We start from the raw sequence: 21,021 nt of genomic DNA, 5'->3' as shown, positions 1-21,021 counted from the left end.
TTGGCACCCACCACAGGAAGGGAATCGGGTGGCGTGGGGCGTCAGATCGATCTGGAGGGCATCACCATCAGGCTTGATCGTGACGACAGAAAAGCCCTCCCAAAAAGGAAGGAAAGTATTAATATCGCGCATAAGAACGCCGGTTTGTTAGATGTGTTTGCTCGCACGAACATCATCAAGCAAATCGGCGTTCTTGTTTCTGTGTTTCCCGGGATTCCGTGAAGAACCTTTTTTTTGCCCTGCCGACAGCGGGCGCTAATCTGCAATCGATCAAAAAACCTTGTGCAAACGAACGAGTGCGTTAGCATCCGTCCCCGAATTGGCGCACCTGGGCATTTTTGCCCGTCGCTGTTGGTTTTCGCGCCGCAAACGCAATGGTTTTGGGGACTTGAAGATGAAGAAGTATCTGTCGATGCTGCTGGTCGGCGTCACGGCACTGGTTGCAGTCAATGCGGCGCACGCCGGCGCGATCGATGACGCGGTCAAGCGCGGCACCTTGAAAGTCGGCATGGATCCGACCTACATGCCGTTCGAGATGACCAACAAGCGTGGCGAGATCATCGGTTTCGAAGTCGACATCCTCAAAGCCATGTCCAAGGCCATGGGCGTCAAGCTGGAGCTGGTCTCCACCGGTTACGACGGCATCATCCCGGCGCTGATGACCGACAAGTTCGACATGATCGGCAGCGGCATGACCCTGACTCAAGAGCGCAACCTGCGCCTGAACTTCAGCGATCCGTTCATTGTGGTCGGCCAGACCTTGCTGATCCGCAAGGAGCTGGAAGGCACCGTCAAGTCGTATAAAGACCTGAACACCGCCGACTACCGCATCACCTCCAAGCTCGGCACCACCGGTGAAATGGTCGCCAAGAAGCTGATCTCCAAAGCCAAGTACCACGGCTACGACAACGAGCAGGAAGCCGTGCTCGACGTGGTCAACGGCAAGGCTGACGCGTTCATCTACGACGCCCCGTACAACGTTGTAGCGGTGACCAAGGTCGGCGCTGGCAAACTGGTGTTCCTCGACAAGCCGTTCACCTACGAGCCGCTGGCCTTCGGCCTGAAGAAGGGTGATTACGACAGTCTCAACTTCATCAACAACTTCCTGCACCAGATCCACGAAGACGGCACCTACGATCGCATCCATGACAAGTGGTTCAAGAGCACCGAGTGGCTCAAGGACATGGAATAACGCCGGTCTGCCAGACCGCGTCGCCCCTTTCGCGAGCAGGCTCGCTCCCACATTTGAAATGCATTCCAATGTGGGAGCGAGCCTGCTCGCGAAGAGGGCCTTGTAAGCAATACAAAATCCGGAACCTGCAATGAAACATAAAAAAGCCCAATGGCCCTGGCACGTTCTGACCGTGCTGGTGCTGATCGGCCTGGCCGGCGCGTTGTATTACGCCACGTCGCTGATGTCCTACGAATGGCGCTGGAACCGCGTGCCGCAGTACTTCGCCTATCAGGCCGAAGAAACCCAGCGCGCCACCGACATCTCCACCGTGACCGAACTGGTGCGCAAGGGCAGCAGCGCGCAAGTCACTCTGCGCAATGATGCCGGTGACGAGCAGCACCTGACCGTCGACGAGAACAGCCTGCAATTCGCTCAGGGCGACGATGTGGCCGAAGGCGATGTCGTGGGCGTCACTCGGCATTGGGCGGCAGGGCCGCTGTTGTGGGGGCTGTGGACGACGCTTTGGCTGTCGGTGGTCTCCGGCGTTCTCGGTTTGCTGATCGGTCTGGTCACCGGGCTGTGCCGCTTGTCGAGTAACCCGACCCTGCGCGACCTGTCGAGCATCTACGTCGAACTGGTGCGCGGCACGCCGCTGTTGGTACAGATCTTCATTTTCTACTTCTTCATCGGCACGGTGATGAACCTGTCCCGGGAGTTCGCCGGGATCGCCGCGCTGTCGCTGTTCACCGGCGCCTATGTGGCCGAGATCATCCGTTCCGGCGTGCAGTCGATTGCCCGTGGGCAGAACGAAGCCGCGCGCTCGCTCGGTCTGAGCGCCGGCCAGTCGATGCGTCACGTGGTGCTGCCGCAAGCGTTCAAGCGCGTGTTGCCGCCGCTGGCCGGGCAGTTCATCAGTCTGGTCAAGGACACCTCGCTGGTGTCGGTGATCGCCATCACCGAACTGCTCAAAAGCGGCCGTGAAGTCATCACCACCTCGTTTTCGCCATTCGAGATTCTGTTCTGCGTTGCCGGCCTGTACCTGTTGATCAACCTGCCGCTGTCGAAAATCGCCAGCCGGCTTGAGCGGAGGCTCGCGCAAAGTGATTGAAGTCCGCGATCTGGTAAAAGTCTTCGACACCCGTGGCCAGGTAGTGCGCGCGGTGGATAACGTCAGCACCACGGTGGCCAAGGGCGAAGTGCTGGTGGTGATCGGTCCTTCCGGTTCCGGCAAGTCGACCTTCCTGCGCTGCCTCAATGGCCTGGAAGAATTCGATTCGGGCTCGGTGAGCATTGATGGCCTGCAACTGGCCGACCCGAAAACCGACGTCAACGCCTACCGCCGCGAAGTCGGCATGGTGTTCCAGCATTTCAACCTGTTCCCGCACATGACCGTGCTGGAAAACCTCTGTCTGGCGCAGAAAGTCGTGCGCAAGCGCGGCAAGAAAGAGCGCGAAGCCAAGGCGATGGAGTTGCTGAAAAAGGTTGGTATCGCGCAGAAGGCCAACGAGTTTCCGTCACGCCTCTCCGGCGGTCAGCAGCAGCGCGTAGCGATTGCCCGGGCGCTGGCGATGGAACCGAAGGTGATGTTGTTCGATGAGCCGACTTCGGCCCTTGACCCGGAAATGGTCGGCGAAGTGCTGGAGGTGATGAAGAACCTGGCCGTGGAAGGCATGACCATGGTCTGCGTTACCCACGAAATGGGTTTTGCCCGGGAAGTGGCGGACCGGGTGCTGTTCTTCGATCACGGCAAATTGCTGGAAGATGCGGCGCCGGCGGAGTTCTTCGATGCGCCGAAGGATCCGCGTGCTCAGGCCTTTCTGCGTCAGGTCTTGTAATTTCAGCGTCTGACCTACCGCTTTCGCGAGCAAGCCCGCTCCCACATTAGACCGCGTCCGCTTGGACAACTCGGTCAACTGTGGGAGCGGGCTTGCTCGCGAGATGCATCACCTCGGTCCACAGCGAACCGAGGCACATCAGTCACCTCAAACCTTGAATCGCCCCACCAGCGTCTGCAGATGCGTCCCCAGCCGCGCCAGCTCAACGCTGGACGCCGCCGTCTCTTCACTCGCCGCCGATGTCTGATCCGACACATCGCGCACATTCAGCACGCTACGGTTGATCTCTTCGGCCACCGCACTCTGCTGTTCAGCCGCCGCAGCAATCTGCTGGTTCATCGCCTGAATCGCCGACACAGTGCGGGTGATGCTTTCCAGCGAGCCACCGGCGCGACGGGTCAGCTCCACACTGCTGTCGGTCAGGGTGCGGCTGTTGTCCATGATCGTCGCCACTTGCTGGGTGCCGTTTTGCAGGCCGACGATCAGCTCTTCGATCTCTTCGGTGGACTTCTGCGTGCGCTGGGCGAGGCTGCGTACTTCGTCGGCGACCACGGCGAAACCACGCCCGGCTTCACCGGCACGCGCCGCTTCGATGGCCGCGTTGAGCGCCAGCAGGTTGGTTTGCTGGGCCACGGATTTGATCACGTCGAGGACGCTGCCGATCTTGTCGCTTTCGCGCTTGAGCTCGCCCATGGCTTCGGTGGAGTGGCCGACTTCAACCGCCAGACGCTCGATCTGTGCGATCGCTTCGCCCACCACCTTGTCGCCTTCACGGGCCTGTTGGTCGGCAGCGACGGCGGCTTCGGAAGCCTCTTCGGCGTTGCGCGCAACTTCCTGCACGGTGGCGGCCATTTCGTTCATGGCGGTGGCGACCTGATCGGTCTCGATCTTCTGATTGTTGACCCCGGCGCTGGTTTGCTCGGTGACGGCCGACAGTTCTTCGGCGGCGCTGGCGATCTGCGTGACGCCGTCGCTGATCCCGCCGATCAACTCGCGCAGGCCTTGGGTCATGCTCTGCATCGAACGTTGCAACTGACCGAGTTCGTCGCGGCGCAACGAGACCAGGTTTTGGGTCAGGTCGCCGGCAGCGACGCGCTCGGCGACTTTCAGGGTCTGGTTCAGCGGAATGATGATCTGCCGGGTGATCGCCCAGGCGGCCAGCAGGCCGAAGGCCACGGCCAGAAGGGTCGCGATGATCAGCATGTTCTTGGCATGCGTGGCATCGGTGTCGCGGACGATGGTCTGGGACTCGGTGAGTTTCTTGCTGACGTCGAGCAAGATGTCGCCCTGAGTCGACATGCGCGCGGCGGCCTTGGCATTGTTGACCTGCGAGTCGCGGAACTGCGCAACCGCTGCGCGGTAGGCTTTGATCGAATCGGTGGCCTGTTGCAGGTTGGCGATGTGCTGTTCCGGCAATTTCGCTGGCAGGCTTTCGAGGTTTTTCAGGGCATTGTCGATGGCGTCCAGCGCTGGCTGCTCAGCCCCGGCCTTGCCGCTGTAGGTGTAGCCGCGCACCTGATAGCGCGCCTGTTGCAGCAGTTTGCTCAGCTCGATCACGCTGTTGAATTGCGCGACGCTGTCGCCCTGCAGCATGGATTTCTCGACTTCGGAAACTTTAGCCACGGCGTTGTCGGCGTTGGCGCCGAGTTTGCTGCGGGCATCTTCACGCTGCACGGTGGCCTGAGTCATGTCGGCGAAGGCGCGTTTGTATTCGGCGACGGCGGCCAGTTGCTGATCGACCATGGCCGCGTCGGACGGCTGCTCGATCAGGCTGCGGGCGGTTTGCAGACCGCTGTCGAGCTTGCTCAGCAGCTCATTGACCGCGCCCGGACCTTGCTCGCCACGGCGTGCTTCATAGTCCAGACGCGCCAGGCGCAGGTCTTTGGTCAGCTCGTTGAGGCTGGAGATGAACCCCAGCTTATCGCCCTGGCTGATGATGCCACTCATGCCGGTCCAACCGGTGAAGGTGATCAACAGCGTCAGCAACAGCACCAGGCCGAAACCGATTCCCAGCTTGCGTTTGACGCTGACGTTTCCAAGACTCTCGGCTAACCAACGGTACATGCGACGACTCCCCGACCACTAATTGGACTTATGGGGACTGTATCGGCTCAGTGATGGCAATCTGTAACGCCATTTGTCCGGGCTAGAACAGGCGCGCGAGCAGGGCAGTGACGGCGGTTTCGACACGCAGGATGCGCTCGCCGAGTTGCACCGGTTGCAGGCCGGATTTGGCCAGCAGATCAATCTCGTAGGGAATCCAGCCACCTTCGGGGCCGATGGCCAGGGTCACCGGTTCGCTCAATGCGCGCGGGCAGGGCGGGTAGTTGCCGGGATGGCCAACCAGACCGAGGGTGCCTTCGGTAATCGCTGGCAGCCGATCTTCGACAAACGGCTTGAAGCGTTTCTCGATGACGATTTCCGGCAGCACCGTATCCCGCGCCTGTTCGAGGCCAAGGACCAGATTCTCGCGAATCGCTTCCGGCTCCAGAAACGGCGTCTGCCAGAAACTCTTCTCGACACGGTAGCTGTTGACCAGAATCACCTTTGACACGCCCATAGTCGCTACGGTCTGGAACACCCGACGCAGCATCTTCGGCCGCGGCAGGGCCAGCACCAATGTCAGCGGCAGCTTGGCCGGTGGCGGCTGATCGAGGGTGACACGCAGTTCCGCTTCACCGGCCTCCAGCCGCAAAAGCTCGGCCGAGCCCATCAGCCCATCGATGCGCCCTACGCGCAGGCTGTCGCCGACTTCCGAGCGATGCACTTCCTGCATGTGCGTCAAACGGCGATCACGCAGCACGACGCGGTCGGCCGCAATGAAATCGGCTTCTTCGAGCAGCAGCAGGTTCATGGCTGGGTCGCTGGCGGCTGGTCGTTATGGTCGTCAGCCGGTTCTTCTTCCGGGCGTTCGCGTTTGCTGATCAAGCCACCGAAGATGATGCCGATTTCAAACAGCATCCACATCGGCACGGCCAACAGGGTCTGCGAGAAGATGTCCGGCGGCGTGAGGATCATGCCGACCACGAAGCAGCCGATGATCACGTACGGACGGATCTTTTTCAGGTATTTGACGTCGACCACGCCGATCCACACCAGCAGCACCACGGCCACCGGGATTTCAAACGCCACGCCGAAGGCGAAGAACAGCGTCATGACGAAATCGAGGTAGCTGGCGATGTCGGTCATCATTTCCACGCCGGCCGGGGTGGCGGCAGCGAAGAACTTGAAGATCAGCGGGAATACGAAGTAATAGGCGAAGGCCATGCCGGTATAGAACAGCAGGATGCTGGAGACCAGCAGCGGCACGGCAATGCGCTTCTCATGCTTGTACAGGCCCGGCGCGATGAAGCCCCAGATCTGATGCAGGATCACCGGGATCGCGAGGAACAGCGAAACCATCATCGTCAGCTTCAGCGGCGTCAGGAACGGCGACGACACGTCGGTGGCGATCATCGTCGCGCCCACCGGCAGGTACTGGCGCAGCGGCGTCGAGACGAAGGTGTAGATCTGCTGGGTGAACGCGAACAGCCCGGCGAAGATGATGAAGATCGCCGCCACACAACGCAGCAGACGGGTGCGCAACTCGGTGAGGTGCGAAACCAGCGGCATGTGCTGGTCGTTTTCGGGAAGGCTAGGGCCTGTCATCGGTCATTTCCTGTGTCGCGCCGAGCCCGTATTTGCGCAGGGCAAGGCGCGAGGCGCGTAGTTTGGCGTTTCAAATAAGCAACGAGTAACGCAGCCCTGCGCAAATACGGGCCGGCCCTTCGGGTTGTGCCTGAAAGCGGGCCAGGCTGCGTTGTAGTCCTTGGGAAGGTAAAGCACATTCCCTGCGGACTACGCCTTGCCTGGCCCGCTTTCAGGCGACAACGCGACGCAGGAAATGACCGATGACAGGCCCTTGTCATGGGGCTCGCGGCGGCAGAGTGGTGTCGTGAGGCGCAGGTGTGATCGGCGCGGCGGTTGTAGTTACGTGTTCAACCGAAGTTTCTGCAGTAGCGGGCACGGTTTCTGTCGGCGCTACAACGGCAGCAGGTGCAGGTGCAGGTGTCGGAGCAGGCGCAGCGGGTGCAGTCGGCGCATGAATCGTCTGCTCACCCACATGTTCAACCGGCGTCGGCTCTTGCTGAACCGGATTGAAAATCTTCCGCGCCTCCTGCTCCAGCGACAGAATGTGCTCGTTGTGCAGTTGCCGACGGATCTCGTCGGCACCGATTTCACGTTCAACTTCCTGTTTGATCGCGTTGAAGCTGCGCTTCAGCCGTCCGACCCACAGGCCGGCGGTGCGTGCAGCACCCGGCAGACGCTCGGGGCCCAGCACCAGCAGGGCAACGAGGCCGACGAGCAGCAGTTCAGAGAAGCTGATACCAAACATTAGTCAGTGCTCACACGTCTTTGCGGATCGGCTCTTCGACTTTCTGCGCCTGCACGTCGATGGTGTGCGGCGGGTTGGCCTGCGCGGTGGCTTGCGGCTGTACCGGTGGCACCGGCTGCGCAGGCGTCACGGTCGGATCGGCAGCCGGCTTCTCGTCGTCGTTCATGGCTTTGCGGAAGCCCTTGATCGATTCGCCAACGTCGGTGCCGAGGTTTTTCAGTTTCTTGGTGCCAAACACCAGCACCACGACTACCAGAATGACGACCCAGTGTTTCCAGTCAAAAATGCCCATGTTGCTGTTCCTCTCTAATAGTTGTTCAGGCGGATGGACGCGAGGCTTTCTCGACGTGTCCGGACAGGCCGAAGCGACGATCCAGTTCATCGAGCACGGCCTGCGGATGCTGCCCCAGTTGGGCGAGCATGACCATGCTGTGGAACCACAGGTCGGCCGTCTCGTAGATCACGTCGCTGCAGTCACCGCTGATGGCGGCGTCCTTGGCGGCAATAATGGTTTCGACCGACTCTTCGCCGACTTTCTCCAGAATCTTGTTCAGACCCTTGTGATACAGGCTGGCGACATAGGAACTGTCGGCCGCTGCGCCCTTGCGCTCTTCAAGTACCTGAGCGAGGCGGGTCAGGGTGTCACTCATGTTTGTGTCCTGCGCAATAGATGGCATGCGGGTCTTTCAGCACCGGGTCGACCGTTTTCCAGTCGCTGTTTTCGAAGACGCGGTAAAAGCAGCTTTGACGGCCGGTATGGCAAGCGATGTCGCCGATCTGTTCAACCATCAGGATGATCACGTCGGCGTCACAGTCCAGACGCATTTCATGCAGGGTCTGTACGTGGCCGGACTCTTCGCCCTTGCGCCACAGCTTGCCACGGGAACGTGACCAGTAGATTGCACGGTTTTCCGCAGCGCTCAGTTCCAGCGCTTCGCGGTTCATCCAGGCCATCATCAGTACGCGTCCGGTCTTGTGATCCTGGGCAATCGCCGGCACCAGGCCATCAGCGTCCCACTTGATCTCGTCCAGCCAGTTTTTCATCTTCGACTCCGACAGCGAACCCACACTTCAAATAGTCGGGTTCAGGCGTTGAAACAGTGTGCCAGCCGATCACGGAACTGGCTATCGGCGAACGACCAGATACAAGCCGACGGCCACCATGATTCCCGCCGGCCAATGCCCCAGTTCGTTCAGCGGGCCACCGGCGGCGAGGATCGTACCGCCCGCCAGATGGGCACTGCCGAGCAGGCGCAGGAACCAGTCGTCCTTGCGTTTATGCCTCGGCGGCGGTGGGTCGTTGGCGTGGGGCTGGGACATGCGTTCGAGCAGATCGCGGGCCATGTTGGCCAGGTGCGGAATCTGTTCGAACTGGCTCTGCACGTTGCCGAGCAAGGCTTTCGGGCTGACGCGCTCGCGCATCCAGCGCTCAAGGAACGGTTGCGCGGTATTCCACAGATCCAGATCCGGATAGAGCTGACGACCGAGGCCTTCGATGTTCAGCAGGGTCTTTTGCAGCAACACAAGTTGCGGCTGCACTTCCATATTGAAGCGGCGTGCAGTCTGGAACAGGCGCATCAGCACCTGGCCAAATGAAATATCTTTTAACGGTTTTTCGAAGATCGGCTCGCACACGGTGCGGATCGCCGCTTCGAATTCGTTGAGCTTGGTTTCTGCCGGCACCCAGCCCGAATCGATGTGCAATTGCGCCACGCGACGGTAGTCACGCTTGAAGAACGCGAACAGGTTGCGCGCCAGATAATCCTGGTCTTCCGGGGTCAGGCTGCCGACGATGCCGCAGTCGATCGCGATGTATTGCGGGCTCCACGGGTTGACGGTGCTGACGAAGATGTTGCCCGGGTGCATGTCGGCGTGGAAGAAACTGTCTCGGAACACCTGGGTGAAGAAGATCTCCACGCCACGTTCGGCAAGCATTTTCATGTCGGTGCGCTGATCGGCAAGGGTCGCCAGATCCGTCACCTGAATCCCGTAGATGCGCTCCATCACCAGCACTTTCGGCCGGCACCAGTCCCAATAGACTTGCGGCACATAAAGCAGCGGCGAACCTTCGAAATTGCGCTTCAGCTGGCTGGCGTTAGCGGCTTCGCGCAGCAGGTCGAGCTCGTCGTAAATGGTTTTTTCGTAGTCCTGCACCACGTCTACCGGGTGCAGCAAGCGGGCGTCGGCCGAGACTTTTTCAGCAGCGCGGGCGAGGATGAACAGCCACGCCAGATCCTGCGCGATGATCGGTTTCAGGCCCGGGCGGATCACCTTCACCACCACTTCTTCGCCGGTTTTCAATTGCGCGGCATGCACCTGCGCCACCGAAGCCGAGGCCAGCGGTTGAACATCGAATCGGCTGAACACTTCGCTGATTTTCTTGCCCAGCTGTTCTTCGATCAGCTTGATCGACAGCTGCGAATCGAACGGCGGCACGCGATCCTGCAGCAGCATCAGCTCATCGGCGATGTCTTCCGGCAGCAGGTCGCGGCGGGTCGAGAGAATCTGCCCGAACTTGATGAAAATCGGCCCCAGATCCTGCAATGCCAGACGCAATCGCGCGCCCCGGCTCAGCTCCAGCGGCTTGCGCGGGAACCAACGCCACGGCAGCGCATAGCGCAACGCCAGGAGGAACCAGGGCAGCGGCAGATCGAACAGCAGATCATCGAGGCGGTAGCGGATCACGACGCGCTGGATGCGCAACAGACGGCGGACGGCAAGCAGCTTCATGCGTTATCGCTTGGGTCGAGGGATCGGGAAAGGCGCTCGAAACGCGCCTCGAGACGTTCCAGATCAAGTTTGATCCGGTCCAGTTCGCTGAACCGTGCTTCGGCTTCGCGCTGCCCGACGAGGGTGCGCGATTCTTCGGCGAGGTATTCGGCGAGGTTCTGGTTGAGGCTGGCAAATCCTTGTTGATACCAGCGTGCGCGGCTGCGCAGGTGACCGCCCACCAGTTGCGTGGCCACCGGGCCGAGCCAGCGCGAGAGTTCGTACTCCCAGTCCAGCTCCAGATCCTGCAGCACACCGGCCAGCTCCAGCAGCACACCGCTGTCGCCATCGAGCTCGACTTGCGGGGCGTGCAGCACCGCGGTCTTGTCTTTGCTCAGGGCCAGTTTCACCAGGCTCGAGGCTGGCGCGCGCAGGGTGCAGTCGACACCGGTTTCCCAATGGGAAGCCAGCATCAAGCCTTCATCGCTGGGCAGAATGAACAGTTGCAGCGCCGGGCTGCGGCAATCGACGGCAATCACCTTGCCGGTCAGATGCGCGAGCCGCGGCAGCGCCGTGCTGTCGAGACGCAGCACCCGGTTCAGACCGAGTTCGACGCTGGCGAGCAGCCCGGTGAGCAGCATCAGGGCTTGATGCCGCGGTGCAGGGCGACGATGCCTGCGGTCATGTTGTGATAGGTCACGCGGTCGAAACCGGCGTCGACCATCATCGACTTCAGGGTTTCCTGATTCGGGTGCATGCGGATCGATTCGGCCAGGTAGCGATAGCTTTCCGAGTCGTTGGTGATCAGCTTGCCCATCAGCGGCATGAAGGCGAACGAGTAGGCGTCGTAGGCTTTGGACATCAGCGCGTTGGTCGGCTTGGAGAATTCCAGCACCAGCAGGCGACCGCCGGGCTTGAGCACGCGCAGCATCGAACGCAGAGCGTCTTCTTTATGCGTCACGTTGCGCAGGCCGAAGGCGATGGTCACGCAGTCGAAATGGTTGTCCGGGAACGGCAGTTTTTCCGCATCCGCCTGAACGAATTCGACGTTGCCGGCCACACCCAGATCCAGCAGGCGATCACGACCGACCTTGAGCATGGATTCGTTGATGTCGGCCAACACTACCTGGCCGGTAGGGCCAACGAGGTGCGAGAACTTTTTGGTCAAATCGCCGGTGCCACCGGCGATGTCCAGAACGCGGTTACCGCTGCGCACGCCCGACAGTTCGATCGCGAAACGCTTCCACAGACGGTGCATGCCGCCCGACAGAAGGTCGTTCATCAGGTCGTACTTGGCGGCTACGGAGTGGAAAACTTCAGCGACTTTTTCCGCTTTCTGGCTTTCCGGAACGTTTTTGAAGCCGAAGTGAGTGGTGGGTTCGGCATCGCTGCCTTTGCGCTGATCAGTCATATCGCTGTCACCAAAAGAGAATGCGCGACATTCTAATCCCCAAGCCATGCTTTGTCTTGGAATGGCTAAAGGTAAGATGGGCAACCTTCGGGACGATTTGCCGCAGACGCGGTCAAGATTTACCGACACTTCTTCATAAATCAGGAGTCATCCAATGGCCAAAATCAGTGTTGAGCGTGCCCACAGTCTGGGCAAGGAAGCCGCCCGCGAGAAGGCCGACAAGCTGGCGCAGAAACTCTCCGATCAATATGGCCTGGAGCCGCAATGGTCGGGCGATACCCTCAATCTCAAGCGCTCGGGCGTGAAAGGCGCGGTGCATGTGGCTGACGATTCGATCAAGGTCGACGTGGAACTGGGCCTGATGATGTCGGCCATGAGCGGGATGATCAAAGCCGAGATCGAGAAGGCGTTGGACAAAGCGTTGGTCTGATTTCTGCCTGAAATGAAATCCCCCTGTGGGAGCGAGCCTGCTCGCGAATGCGGTGTGTCAGTCACAGAAAATCCGACTGATAAAACGCTTTCGCGAGCAGGCTCGCTCCCACATTCGTTTCGTGTGAAGCCAGAGGTTCATGTCAGTTGTTAGGGTGCCGTTTCTAATTTTTCTGCCTACTTTGTGCCTGAGCCCGACAAACCTGCGGGCAGTTCCTCAAACCTTCTGCGCGTGAGGTGCACCATGGCCAAAGTCATTTTGAAGAAAAAAATTGACGCTTCGACAACCGCTCTGAGCGACGTCAAATCCTATGCCCGCAAGATCTGGCTGGCAGGCCTGGGTGCCTACGCCAAGGTCGGCCAAGAGGGCAGCGACTACTTTCAAGAGTTGATCAAGGCTGGTCAAACTGTTGAAAAGAAAGGCAAAAAAGTCGTCACCGAAAAACTCGAAGCGGCCAACGCCGAGATCGATGAAGCCCGTGACGAAGTCAGTTCTTTCAAAGGCCGTGTCGAAGTTCAGCTCGACAAGGTCGAGAAGGCGTTCGACACCCGCGTGGCAAGCGCCTTGAATCGTATCGGCATTCCGTCTAAACATGACGTTGAGACACTCTCTGCTAAGCTCGATGAGCTGACGGCATTGCTCGAACGCGTCGCGCGTAAATCTTAAGGAGAACGGGATGGCTGGTAAAAAGAACACCGATAAAGAAGGCAGCTCGTGGATTGGGAAAGTCGAAGACTACTCCCGCAAAATCTGGCTGGCTGGTTTAGGCGTGTACTCGAAGATCGACACTGACGGCAGCAAGCTCTTCGATACATTGGTCAAAGACGGCGAGAAAGCCGAGAAGCTCACCAAGTCGGCAGTCGGCAAGAAAGTCGATGCCGCCAAGGATTCCGCTTCTTCGGCCAAGTCGCGCATCAGCGGCGTGAAAGATCGCGCACTGGGCAAGTGGGACGAACTGGAAGGGGCTTTTGACAAGCGCCTGAACAGTGCGATTTCGCGTCTGGGTGTGCCGAGCCGCAACGAAGTTAAAGCGCTGCACAGCAAGGTCGAGACCTTGACCAAGCAGATCGAAAAACTCACTGGCGAGAAGGCCCGTCCGGTTGCGGCGAAAACCGCTGCAGCAAAACCGGCAGCTAAAACTGCAGCGGCAAAACCTGCAGCCAAAACGGCTGCCAAGCCACTGGCTAAAGCGGCTGCAAAACCTGCGGCCAAAACCGCAGCAGCTAAGCCCGCCGCCAAAGCAGCCGCCAAACCGGTTGCCGCCAAAACCGTTGCCAAACCTGCCGCCAAGCCTGCTGCGAAAGCTGCGGCTAAACCAGCCGCCAAGCCAGCAGCGAAAACCGCTGCCGCCAAACCTGCTGCCAAGCCTGCAGCGAAACCTGCTGCGGCGAAGAAACCGGCAGTGAAAAAACCGGCCGCACCGAAAGCCGCTGCGCCGAAACCGGCATCTCCAGCGGCCAAGCCTGCCACTCCGGCAGCCCCGGTGAGCGCGTCGAACTCCGCCGCTGCACCGACTCCGGCGGCAACTCCGACTGCTGCATCGACCCCGTCGACGCCAACCAGTCAGTCCTGATTCTTTCAGGGCAAAACAAAACGCCCGGCCTGTGAAGGTCGGGCGTTTTTGTTTGTGCAGATAATCTCCGGAACACCGCGAGTTCCCCGTGGGAGCGGGCTTGCTCGCGAATGCGGTGTGTCATTCAGCATTGATGTTGGCTGACCCACCGCCTTCGCGAGCAAGCCCGCTCCCACAGGTGAACAATGTGTCGCAACGTCAGTCGTGGTCTTCGAGGTATTGCAGGGCCATCCGTTCGGTGGCGACCTTCACCGGCGGCAAAAGATGCGGCGCCACCAGCATCATGATCTGATAAACCACCAACCGAACCTCACCCTCCCGATCCAGAATCCGCTGATAATCCAGCGAAAACAGCAACGTCATGGTGATCTGTTCAACCAGTTGCCCCAGCGCCTGGGTATCGCTGACCAGTTGCCCTGACGCCTTCAACCGCGCCAGCAATGACGCCAGTGTGCGCTTCAAGGCATTGAGCAAATGCCGAATCCCCTTCGCCAGTTTCGGCAAGCGTCCGGCCAGGTTCGACAGATCCTGAAACAGGAACCGGTACTGCGCTAACCGCTCGACGATCAGGTGCAAAAACAGCCAGTAATCTTCCGGCGCCAATTCGACATCCGAAGGCGGATCGAGCAGCGGCGCGAGTTCATTCTGGAAGCGTTCGAACAACCCGAGTATCAACGGCTCCTTGCCGTGGAAGTGGTAGTAGAGGTTGCCGGGGCTGATCCCCATTTCATTGGCAACTTCCATGGTGGAGACGTTTGGCTCGCCCTTTTCGTTGAACAGTTGCAGCGCACATTCGAGAATCCGGTCGCGGGTTTTCATCCAGTCTTCTTAGAAAAGTTCGGTTAAGCGTCAGCGCACACGCACGTAAGTACCGGGTGCTGCCTCCATCGGTGGATAGTTAGGGTTGCCGAGGGTCATCTGGGTTTCGTGCTGGGCGCCCGAGCGTTGCTGAATCCATTCCAGCCACTGCGGCCACCAACTGCCGTCGACGTGTTTGCCGTCGTAGTACCAGGCGCGCGGGTCGCTGCTCATTTTGCCGTTATCGACGTAAGCGGCTTTCGGGTTGCTCGGCGGGTTGAGGATGCTTTGCACGTGGCCGCTATTGGACAGCACGAAGCGCTTGTCCCCCCCCAGCAGCAGGGTCGAGCGATACACCGCATCCCATGGCGTGATGTGGTCGTTCATGCCGGCGACGCTGAAGCTGTCGACGGTGACTTTCTGCAGGTCGATCGGCGTGCCGCAGACTTCCAGACCGCCGGGGTGGGTCAGCGGGTTGTGCTTGAAGAAGTCCAGCAAGTCGCCGTGAAACGCGGCGGGCAGGCGGGTGTTGTCGTTGTTCCAGTAAAGGATGTCGAAGGCTGGCGGCTCTTTGCCCAACAGGTAGTTGTTGACGAAGTAGCTCCAGATCAAATCGTTGGGGCGCATCCAGGCGAATACTTTGGCCATGTCTCGGCCGTCCAGCACGCCTTTCTGATAGGAGCGGCGCTTGGCCGCTTCGATGGTTTGTTCGTCGGCGAACAGGGTGGTCGGAGTCTCGATCTGACTGTCGAGCAAGCTGACCAGATAGGTCGCGCTGGAGATGCGCCGCAATTGCCGTTTGGCCTGCAGGTGCCCCTGTAGTGCTGCGATGGTCAGTCCCCCGGCGCAGGCGCCCATCAGATTGACTTCGCGGGCGCCGGTGATTGCCCGGCAAATATTCATCGCCTCTTCCACCGCCTCGACATAGGTCGAGAGGCCCCATTCGCGATGGCGCACGTCCGGGTTGCGCCAACTGATCATGAAGGTCTGCAAGCCATTTTTCAGCGCGTACTGAACGAAACTGTTCTGCGGGCTGAGGTCGAAAATGTAGTACTTGTTGATTTGCGGCGGCACCACCAGCAGCGGCTTGGCGTATTGCTTTTCGCTCATCGGCTTGTACTGGATCAGCTCGAGCATCTCGTTGCGAAAAACCACCGAGCCGGTGGTGGTGGCGACGGTCTTGCCGACCTCGAAAGCCTGTTTGGTGACCTGGCGTGGCAAGCCGTCGTTGTGCAGCAGGTCATCGAACAGATGGCTGAGTCCGCGCACCAGGCTGTGGCCGCCAGAGTTGAACAGTTCTTTGAGCGCCAACGGGTTGAGCAATGTGTTGGAGGGCGCCACGGCATCGTTGAGCAGGGTGAAGGCGAAGTGCGCACGGGCGCGGTCGTCGTCGCTCATGCTGCTGTCATCGATCCAGCTCTTGACCTGTTTTTGCCAGGCCAGATAGCCCTGCAGGCTGCGCCGGTAGAATGGATTGAGGCTCCAGGCCGGATCGGCGAACCGTGCATCCTGCGGGTTGGTCGGGTACAGGGTTTCACCGAGCAACACGCGACCGAGTTGGCCGCCGAGTTTCAAGGCGTGTTTTGCACTGTGGATCGGATTGCGCAGCCCATGAGCGGCGACGCTGCGCAACGTCGAGAGCAAATCCCGGCCACGCAGGCCGGTCATTGCACTTTGTGCATTGATGAACACGGCGGGGCTGGGCACTACGCCCGTCGCTGGTTTGTCGCGCATGACTCAACACTCCTTCGTCTTCAGGCCAAAAACAAACTCACCGAACCAGAACACCATAGACGCTGTTGCGGGTTGCTGCCTGCGCGGCGTCCTGCCGCGCACTGTGTATAAAACCTTGCATAAAGCCTGCCGCAGCGATTAACCGCCCAGCGGTGTCGGGTGCGGGTGCATCACTGCACGCTGACGTTCCTCCTGGAGAAATTTCATGATGATCGGTGCCACCGCTTCGGCGCGGGTAATCAGGAACAGATGCCCGTCATCAATGATGTGCAATTGGGCGTTGGGAATTCGCCAGGCGAGCATGCGCATGTTGATCAACGGAATCAGCGGGTCGTCATCGCCGGCCAGCACCAGCGTCGGCTGATGGATCTTGTGCAGCCAGTGAATGCTGGTCCAGCCGAGGCCGGCGAACAGTTGCCAGTAATAACCGAGCTTGCCCGCCGAACGCACTTTCGCCGCGTGGCTGGCCGCCAGGGTCGGATCGCGGCGGAACGAGCCGCCGTAGATCCACGGCGCGATGCGGATCACATGGGACGGCTGGATGTAGCGCCGGGGGCTGGCCATCATCCACAGCACTTTCGGTTTGCCCGGCACCATCACCGCACCGGCAGCGGTGGCCGCCAGCACCAGTTTCTTGCAGCGCTCGGGGTAGTCGTAGGCGAATTGCTGCGCCAGTGCGCCACCCCACGACACGCCGATCACATTGACCTGACCGTAGTCGAGGTAATCGAGCATCCGCGCAGTCAGCTTGGCGAGGCCGGGAAAGCGATACGGCCGGTTCGGCGTCGAAGAACCGCCAACACCGGGCACGTCGAAGGCGATCACTTCCAGATCCGGGGCCAGCGCCGCTACAAACGGAAATACCAGCTCAAGGTTGGCGCCGATGCCGTTGAAAATCAGCAAGGGCGTCAAGTGAGGCTTGCCGGGGCGTACCGCCGTGCGGAGGGTCTGGCCATCCAGGTCGACGGTACGAAAGATGAACGGTTGCGGCATGCTTCAGGCCCTGTGGGTCGATCTCAATATCACCCCGAATCCCTTGTGGGAGCGGGCTTGCTCGCGAAGGCGTCGTGTCAGTCGCCATTGATGTTGGCTGATCAACCGCTTTCGCGAGCAAGCCCGCTCCCACAGGGGGAATGAGGTGTGTCAGTTATCGCTCGTGTACGTAAGTGCCCGGCGAGGCTTCACCTGGCGCATACGCCTTGTTGCCGAGTTTGGTCGGGGCCTTTTTCAGGTTGCCCGAACGCTCGGCCTGCCATGCCTGCCAGTGCAGCCACCAGGAATCGGTGTGCTTGGTCGAATTCTCTTGCCAGTCATCGGCATTGGCCGCCATTTCCTCACCGGTCATATATCGAGACTTCGGGTTGCCCGGCGGGTTGAGAATGCTCTGGATATGACCGCTGCTCGACAGCACGAATTCGACCTTGCCGCCGAACAACTGGGCCGACTTGTAGCAGGACTTCCACGGCGTGATGTGGTCGTTGGTGCCGGCCAGCGAGAAGATGTCGGCCGTCACCTGTTTCAGGTCGATCGGCGTGCCGCACACTTCCAGTGCATTGGGGCGGATCAACGGGTTGTTTTTGAACATCTCGATCAGGTCGCCGTGGAACGCGGCCGGCAACCGCGTGGTGTCGTTGTTCCAGAACAGGATGTCGAACACCGGCGGCTCGTTGCCGAGCAGGTAGTTGTTGACCCAGTAGTTCCAGATCAGGTCGTTGGGGCGCATCCATGCGAAGACCTTGGCCATGTCTTTGCCTTCGAGCACGCCGGCCTGATAGGAGTGACGCTTGGCGGTCTCAAGGGTCTGCTCATCGATGAATAGCGCGACGTCGCTGTCCAGCGTGGTGTCGAGCACGCTGACCAGCAGGGTCAAGGCGTTGACCTTGTTCTGGCCAAGCGCCGCGTAGTGGCCGAGCAGGGCGGTGCAGGTGATGCCGCCGGAGCAGGCGCCGAGCATGTTGATGTCTTTGCTGCCGGTGATCGCGGTGACCACATCGACCGCTTCTTTCAGCGCATCGATGTAAGTCGACAGGCCCCACTCGCGCTGCGCCTTGGTCGGGTTGCGCCAGCTGACGATGAACGTCTGCACGTTATTACGCAGGCAGAAGCGCACCAGACTCTTGTCCGGGCTCAGGTCGAATACGTAGAACTTGTTGATCTGTGGCGGCACCACCAGCAGTGGCCGTTCGTGGACTTGCTCGGTGATGGGCTTGTACTGGATCAGCTCCAGCACATCGTTGCGAAACACCACTGAGCCTTCGGTCACGCCCAGGCTCTTGCCAACCTCGAACGCACCCATGTTGACCTGGCTCGGCATGCCACCGTTGTGTACCAGATCCTTGGCCAGGTGCGAGAGGCCATCGAGCAGGCTTTTGCCGCCGGTCTCGAAGAAGCGTTTGACCGCCGCCGGGTTGGCCGCCGTGTTGGTCGGGGCCATGGCTTCGGTCATCAGGTTGATCACGAAATGGCCGCGGGCAATGTCCTTGGGTGACAGGCTGCTGTCGTCGATCCAGGCATGGAGTTCCTTGCGCCACGCCAGGTAAGTTTGCAGATAACGTTTGTAGAGCGGGTTCTGGCTCCACGCCGGATCGGCGAAGCGACGGTCATCGCCGGCGGGTTGCAGTTCGGATTTGCCGAACAGCACGTTCTTCAGTTCGAGGCCGAAATGGGTGACGTGCTTGACGCTATGGATCGGTTGTTGGATGGCCTGTTTCAGCACCATACGAGCAGAGGCCAGCAGATCCTTTCCGCGTAGCCCAACGACGGGATTAAGCCCCAGGGTGTTTTCCGAGGCTTGGTACTTCAGGTCATCGTTATTCTTGTTACTCATCTACGACGCTCCATTGTCTTGAGACGAGTACCCGGTTTTGCGCTGTGCAGTTCCACAGCCAATGCCAGGTACTACTGCTCGGGTGACCGTTAATTCTGCATAGCTGCTTTACAGTCGTAGAGCATTGCAGGGAACTTGCCAGCTCCATTGGTTACCCGAGTTTAATTTTTTTCGCAAGCAGGCCGATCCTCGGCCATACAGCGGAGCATTCAAACAGATGAATTTAGAAAATGCCCTCTAAAGAGCAAGACGCTCGGATTAGAGCATCAGCTTGACAATCGACTGATCCGGATCGCGGGTTTTTCCAGCTGCTTTGAGTTCAGCCAGATAATCGGCCCAGAGTGCGTCATGACGTCGTCCGAGTTCGTAGAGATAGTCCCAAGTGAACAGGCCGCTGTCGTGGCCGTCATCGAAGGTCAGTTTCAGTGCGTAGTGACCGGCCGGTTCCAGCTTGCTCAAGCCCACATTGAGCTTGCCGAATTGCAGAATCGGTTTGCCGTGGCCCTGGACCTCGGCGGAGGGGGAATGCACGCGCAGAAACTCTGCGGGCAGGGTGAACTCCTCGCCGGACGCGTAGGTGAGCGTCAGGGTTTTCGAGGCTTTGTGCAGTTTGATGTCGGTGGGGATCATGATCAGGTATCCGTCTAGTGCGGAACCTTGTGGGAGCGAGCCTGCTCGCGAAAGCGGTGGTTCAGTCAACACAAGGGTTGAATGTACTGCCGTCTTCGCGAGCAGGCTCGCTCCCACAGTTCCATTACATCTGTAAGAGTTGCTTACAGGATATAACGGGACAGGTCTTCGTTCTGCGCCAATTCGCCGAGGTGGCTGTTGACGTATTCGGCGTCGATCAGGATCGGCTTGTCATCGTGGGCGCTGGCCAGGTCGCCGGCACTGAACGACACCTCTTCGAGCAGACGCTCAAGCAGCGTGTGCAGACGACGGGCACCGATGTTCTCGGTCTTCTCGTTGACCTGCCAGGCGATCTCCGCCAGACGCTTGATGCCTTCAGGCTGGAACTGGATGTTCAGGCCTTCGGTTTTCAGCAGCGCGCAGTACTGCTCGGTGAGCGAGGCGTGCGGTTCGCTGAGGATGCGTTCGAAGTCTTCCGGGCTCAGGGCCTTGAGTTCGACGCGGATCGGCAGACGGCCTTGCAGCTCCGGCACCAGATCGCTCGGCTTGCTCAGGTGGAACGCACCGGAAGCGATGAACAGAATGTGGTCAGTCTTGACCATGCCCAGTTTGGTGTTGACGGTGCAGCCTTCGATCAGCGGCAGCAGGTCACGCTGTACGCCTTCACGGGACACGTCAGCGCCGCCGACGTTGCCACGCTTGGCGACCTTGTCGATTTCGTCGATGAACACGATGCCGTGCTGCTCGACCGCTTCCAGCGCCTTGGCCTTCAACTCTTCTTCGTTGACCAGGCGCCCGGCTTCTTCGTCGCGCACCATCTTCAGGGCTTCTTTGACCTTGAGCTTGCGCGCCTTCTTCTTGCCCTTGCCCATGTTGGCAAACAGGCTCTGCAGCTGGTTGGTCATTTCTTCCATGCCCGGCGGCGTGGCGATCTCGATGCCGGCCACTTCGGCCACTTCGATCTCGATTTCCTTATCATCCAGCTGACCTTCACGCAGGCGCTTGCGGAACAGCTGACGGGTGTTGGAATCCGAGCTTGGCGCTTCTTCATTGCTGAAGCCCATGCGGGCCGGCGGCAGCAGTGCGTCGAGGATGCGATCTTCGGCGGCGTCTTCGGCGCGGTGGCGAACCTTGGTCATCTCCTGCTCGCGCAGCATCTTGATCGCAGCGTCGGCCAGATCACGGATGATCGACTCGACGTCACGGCCGACGTAGCCGACTTCGGTGAACTTGGTCGCTTCGACCTTGATGAACGGCGCGTTGGCCAGTTTCGCCAGGCGACGGGCGATCTCGGTTTTACCGACACCGGTCGGGCCGATCATCAGGATGTTCTTCGGGGTCACTTCAACGCGCAGCTCTTCAGGCAGCTGCATTCGGCGCCAGCGGTTGCGCAGGGCAATCGCGACGGCGCGCTTGGCATCGTCCTGGCCGATGATATGGCGGTTGAGTTCGTGGACGATTTCGCGGGGAGTCATGGACATAGTAGTTGGCGGTCCTCAAGCAGAAACAAGCCGTGGCACAGGGC

At 59.9% G+C, this 21,021-nt stretch carries 23 protein-coding genes and 2 pseudogenes; 7 read left to right on the top strand and 18 right to left on the bottom strand.

The annotated features are described in order from the left end of the window. The 4 genes from CKW18_RS30505 to CKW18_RS03485 all read left to right on the top strand — a co-directional run. A partial coding sequence (locus tag CKW18_RS30505; RefSeq protein WP_218274340.1) for a hypothetical protein occupies positions 1-222 on the top strand: 222 nt, incomplete at its 5' end. 172 nt (positions 223-394) lie between these two features. Then, positions 395-1,192, top strand: a complete 798-nt coding sequence (locus tag CKW18_RS03495; RefSeq protein WP_095187484.1) for a transporter substrate-binding domain-containing protein — start codon at positions 395-397, stop codon at positions 1,190-1,192. 130 nt (positions 1,193-1,322) lie between these two features. Further along, positions 1,323-2,282: an amino acid ABC transporter permease gene (locus CKW18_RS03490; RefSeq protein WP_095187476.1), complete on the top strand. Its 960-nt coding sequence runs from the start codon at positions 1,323-1,325 to the stop codon at positions 2,280-2,282. Continuing rightward, the gene (locus CKW18_RS03485; RefSeq protein ID WP_095187475.1) at positions 2,275-3,009 is read left to right on the top strand and encodes an amino acid ABC transporter ATP-binding protein; all 735 of its coding nucleotides are present in this window, start codon (positions 2,275-2,277) and stop codon (positions 3,007-3,009) included. The genes CKW18_RS03490 and CKW18_RS03485 overlap by 8 nt, the downstream gene beginning before the upstream one ends. Positions 3,010-3,156: 147 nt before the next feature. Here the strand turns inward: CKW18_RS03485 and CKW18_RS31400 are convergent, their stop codons facing one another. The 11 genes and pseudogenes from CKW18_RS31400 to ubiE form a co-directional block, all read right to left on the bottom strand. Beyond that, positions 3,157-3,870: a methyl-accepting chemotaxis protein gene (locus CKW18_RS31400; RefSeq protein ID WP_371857607.1), complete on the bottom strand. Its 714-nt coding sequence runs from the start codon at positions 3,868-3,870 to the stop codon at positions 3,157-3,159. 141 nt (positions 3,871-4,011) lie between these two features. Next, positions 4,012-4,956: pseudogene (locus CKW18_RS31395) on the bottom strand (methyl-accepting chemotaxis protein); the annotation flags it as partial. Between the two features lie 199 nt (positions 4,957-5,155). Beyond that, entirely contained in the window at positions 5,156-5,863 is a 708-nt protein-coding gene (locus tag CKW18_RS03475; protein WP_095187473.1) for a 16S rRNA (uracil(1498)-N(3))-methyltransferase, read from the bottom strand. Continuing rightward, a complete protein-coding gene (gene tatC / locus CKW18_RS03470; protein ID WP_095187472.1) occupies positions 5,860-6,657 on the bottom strand; it encodes a twin-arginine translocase subunit TatC in 798 nt (265 codons plus the stop codon). The genes CKW18_RS03475 and tatC overlap by 4 nt, the downstream gene beginning before the upstream one ends. Positions 6,658-6,913: 256 nt before the next feature. Further along, positions 6,914-7,384 (bottom strand): Sec-independent protein translocase protein TatB, encoded by a 471-nt coding sequence (gene tatB / locus CKW18_RS03465; RefSeq protein WP_095187471.1) that lies wholly within the window; start codon positions 7,382-7,384, stop codon positions 6,914-6,916. A 10-nt stretch (positions 7,385-7,394) separates the two neighbouring features. Continuing rightward, positions 7,395-7,676, bottom strand: a complete 282-nt coding sequence (locus tag CKW18_RS03460; RefSeq protein ID WP_095187470.1) for a twin-arginine translocase TatA/TatE family subunit — start codon at positions 7,674-7,676, stop codon at positions 7,395-7,397. Positions 7,677-7,701: 25 nt separating this feature from the next. Further along, positions 7,702-8,034, bottom strand: a complete 333-nt coding sequence (locus CKW18_RS03455) for a phosphoribosyl-ATP diphosphatase (RefSeq protein WP_003220849.1) — start codon at positions 8,032-8,034, stop codon at positions 7,702-7,704. Then, positions 8,027-8,428 carry a phosphoribosyl-AMP cyclohydrolase gene (hisI, locus tag CKW18_RS03450; protein WP_095187469.1) on the bottom strand — a complete coding sequence of 134 codons (402 nt, stop codon included), beginning with the start codon at positions 8,426-8,428 and terminating at the stop codon, positions 8,027-8,029. The genes CKW18_RS03455 and hisI overlap by 8 nt, the downstream gene beginning before the upstream one ends. A gap of 81 nt (positions 8,429-8,509) precedes the next feature. Further along, complete coding sequence (gene ubiB, locus CKW18_RS03445; RefSeq protein ID WP_095187468.1) at positions 8,510-10,114, bottom strand: ubiquinone biosynthesis regulatory protein kinase UbiB; 1,605 nt, start codon at positions 10,112-10,114, stop codon at positions 8,510-8,512. Next, positions 10,111-10,734, bottom strand: a complete 624-nt coding sequence (locus CKW18_RS03440; RefSeq protein ID WP_095187467.1) for an SCP2 domain-containing protein — start codon at positions 10,732-10,734, stop codon at positions 10,111-10,113. The genes ubiB and CKW18_RS03440 overlap by 4 nt, the downstream gene beginning before the upstream one ends. Continuing rightward, complete coding sequence (gene ubiE, locus CKW18_RS03435) at positions 10,734-11,504, bottom strand: bifunctional demethylmenaquinone methyltransferase/2-methoxy-6-polyprenyl-1,4-benzoquinol methylase UbiE (protein WP_008080626.1); 771 nt, start codon at positions 11,502-11,504, stop codon at positions 10,734-10,736. The genes CKW18_RS03440 and ubiE overlap by 1 nt, the downstream gene beginning before the upstream one ends. A gap of 154 nt (positions 11,505-11,658) precedes the next feature. Between ubiE and CKW18_RS03430 the strand changes: the two genes are divergently transcribed. The 3 genes from CKW18_RS03430 (at position 11,659) to CKW18_RS03420 (ending at position 13,507) form a co-directional block, all read left to right on the top strand. Beyond that, positions 11,659-11,934 (top strand): polyhydroxyalkanoic acid system family protein, encoded by a 276-nt coding sequence (locus tag CKW18_RS03430; protein ID WP_095187466.1) that lies wholly within the window; start codon positions 11,659-11,661, stop codon positions 11,932-11,934. A 243-nt stretch (positions 11,935-12,177) separates the two neighbouring features. Beyond that, positions 12,178-12,600, top strand: coding sequence for a phasin family protein (locus CKW18_RS03425; protein ID WP_095187465.1), 423 nt, complete (start codon positions 12,178-12,180; stop codon positions 12,598-12,600). A gap of 10 nt (positions 12,601-12,610) precedes the next feature. After that, positions 12,611-13,507 (top strand): phasin family protein, encoded by an 897-nt coding sequence (locus CKW18_RS03420; protein WP_095187464.1) that lies wholly within the window; start codon positions 12,611-12,613, stop codon positions 13,505-13,507. Positions 13,508-13,593: 86 nt separating this feature from the next. Here the strand turns inward: CKW18_RS03420 and CKW18_RS30875 are convergent. The 7 genes and pseudogenes from CKW18_RS30875 to hslU form a co-directional block, all read right to left on the bottom strand. Beyond that, positions 13,594-13,683: pseudogene (locus CKW18_RS30875) on the bottom strand (metal ABC transporter ATP-binding protein); the annotation flags it as partial. Between the two features lie 22 nt (positions 13,684-13,705). Next, the gene (locus CKW18_RS03410; protein ID WP_095187463.1) at positions 13,706-14,326 is read right to left on the bottom strand and encodes a TetR/AcrR family transcriptional regulator; all 621 of its coding nucleotides are present in this window, start codon (positions 14,324-14,326) and stop codon (positions 13,706-13,708) included. Positions 14,327-14,356: 30 nt separating this feature from the next. Next, positions 14,357-16,039, bottom strand: a complete 1,683-nt coding sequence (phaC, locus tag CKW18_RS03405; protein WP_095187462.1) for a class II poly(R)-hydroxyalkanoic acid synthase — start codon at positions 16,037-16,039, stop codon at positions 14,357-14,359. A 138-nt stretch (positions 16,040-16,177) separates the two neighbouring features. Next, a complete protein-coding gene (gene phaZ, locus CKW18_RS03400; RefSeq protein ID WP_095187461.1) occupies positions 16,178-17,032 on the bottom strand; it encodes a poly(3-hydroxyalkanoate) depolymerase in 855 nt (284 codons plus the stop codon). Positions 17,033-17,186: 154 nt separating this feature from the next. Beyond that, positions 17,187-18,866, bottom strand: coding sequence for a class II poly(R)-hydroxyalkanoic acid synthase (gene phaC, locus CKW18_RS03395; protein WP_095187460.1), 1,680 nt, complete (start codon positions 18,864-18,866; stop codon positions 17,187-17,189). Between the two features lie 258 nt (positions 18,867-19,124). After that, complete coding sequence (locus tag CKW18_RS03390) at positions 19,125-19,499, bottom strand: gamma-butyrobetaine hydroxylase-like domain-containing protein (protein WP_170947213.1); 375 nt, start codon at positions 19,497-19,499, stop codon at positions 19,125-19,127. Positions 19,500-19,639: 140 nt separating this feature from the next. Then, positions 19,640-20,977, bottom strand: coding sequence for an ATP-dependent protease ATPase subunit HslU (gene hslU / locus CKW18_RS03385; RefSeq protein WP_095187459.1), 1,338 nt, complete (start codon positions 20,975-20,977; stop codon positions 19,640-19,642). Between the last annotated feature and the right edge of the window lie 44 nt (positions 20,978-21,021).

It is taken from the genome of Pseudomonas sp. Irchel 3E19 (assembly GCF_900187585.1).
Lineage (GTDB): Bacteria > Pseudomonadota > Gammaproteobacteria > Pseudomonadales > Pseudomonadaceae > Aquipseudomonas > Aquipseudomonas baetica.
This window is presented reverse-complemented; position numbering and strand designations above follow the sequence as displayed.

Coding starts and splice junctions, on each gene's coding strand:
- CKW18_RS03410 (WP_095187463.1), bottom strand. CDS start 14,326: ATGAAAACCCGCGACCGGATTCTCGAATGTGCGCTGCAACTGTTCAAC.
- tatB (WP_095187471.1), bottom strand. CDS start 7,384: ATGTTTGGTATCAGCTTCTCTGAACTGCTGCTCGTCGGCCTCGTTGCC.
- CKW18_RS03440 (WP_095187467.1), bottom strand. CDS start 10,734: ATGCTGCTCACCGGGCTGCTCGCCAGCGTCGAACTCGGTCTGAACCGG.
- CKW18_RS03420 (WP_095187464.1), top strand. CDS start 12,611: ATGGCTGGTAAAAAGAACACCGATAAAGAAGGCAGCTCGTGGATTGGG.
- CKW18_RS03455 (WP_003220849.1), bottom strand. CDS start 8,034: ATGAGTGACACCCTGACCCGCCTCGCTCAGGTACTTGAAGAGCGCAAG.
- CKW18_RS03430 (WP_095187466.1), top strand. CDS start 11,659: ATGGCCAAAATCAGTGTTGAGCGTGCCCACAGTCTGGGCAAGGAAGCC.
- ubiB (WP_095187468.1), bottom strand. CDS start 10,114: ATGAAGCTGCTTGCCGTCCGCCGTCTGTTGCGCATCCAGCGCGTCGTG.
- CKW18_RS03425 (WP_095187465.1), top strand. CDS start 12,178: ATGGCCAAAGTCATTTTGAAGAAAAAAATTGACGCTTCGACAACCGCT.
- ubiE (WP_008080626.1), bottom strand. CDS start 11,504: ATGACTGATCAGCGCAAAGGCAGCGATGCCGAACCCACCACTCACTTC.
- CKW18_RS31400 (WP_371857607.1), bottom strand. CDS start 3,870: ATGAACGAAATGGCCGCCACCGTGCAGGAAGTTGCGCGCAACGCCGAA.
- hslU (WP_095187459.1), bottom strand. CDS start 20,977: ATGTCCATGACTCCCCGCGAAATCGTCCACGAACTCAACCGCCATATC.
- phaZ (WP_095187461.1), bottom strand. CDS start 17,032: ATGCCGCAACCGTTCATCTTTCGTACCGTCGACCTGGATGGCCAGACC.
- CKW18_RS03490 (WP_095187476.1), top strand. CDS start 1,323: ATGAAACATAAAAAAGCCCAATGGCCCTGGCACGTTCTGACCGTGCTG.
- CKW18_RS03495 (WP_095187484.1), top strand. CDS start 395: ATGAAGAAGTATCTGTCGATGCTGCTGGTCGGCGTCACGGCACTGGTT.
- CKW18_RS03460 (WP_095187470.1), bottom strand. CDS start 7,676: ATGGGCATTTTTGACTGGAAACACTGGGTCGTCATTCTGGTAGTCGTG.
- hisI (WP_095187469.1), bottom strand. CDS start 8,428: ATGAAAAACTGGCTGGACGAGATCAAGTGGGACGCTGATGGCCTGGTG.
- CKW18_RS03475 (WP_095187473.1), bottom strand. CDS start 5,863: ATGAACCTGCTGCTGCTCGAAGAAGCCGATTTCATTGCGGCCGACCGC.
- phaC (WP_095187460.1), bottom strand. CDS start 18,866: ATGAGTAACAAGAATAACGATGACCTGAAGTACCAAGCCTCGGAAAAC.
- phaC (WP_095187462.1), bottom strand. CDS start 16,039: ATGCGCGACAAACCAGCGACGGGCGTAGTGCCCAGCCCCGCCGTGTTC.
- tatC (WP_095187472.1), bottom strand. CDS start 6,657: ATGACAGGCCCTAGCCTTCCCGAAAACGACCAGCACATGCCGCTGGTT.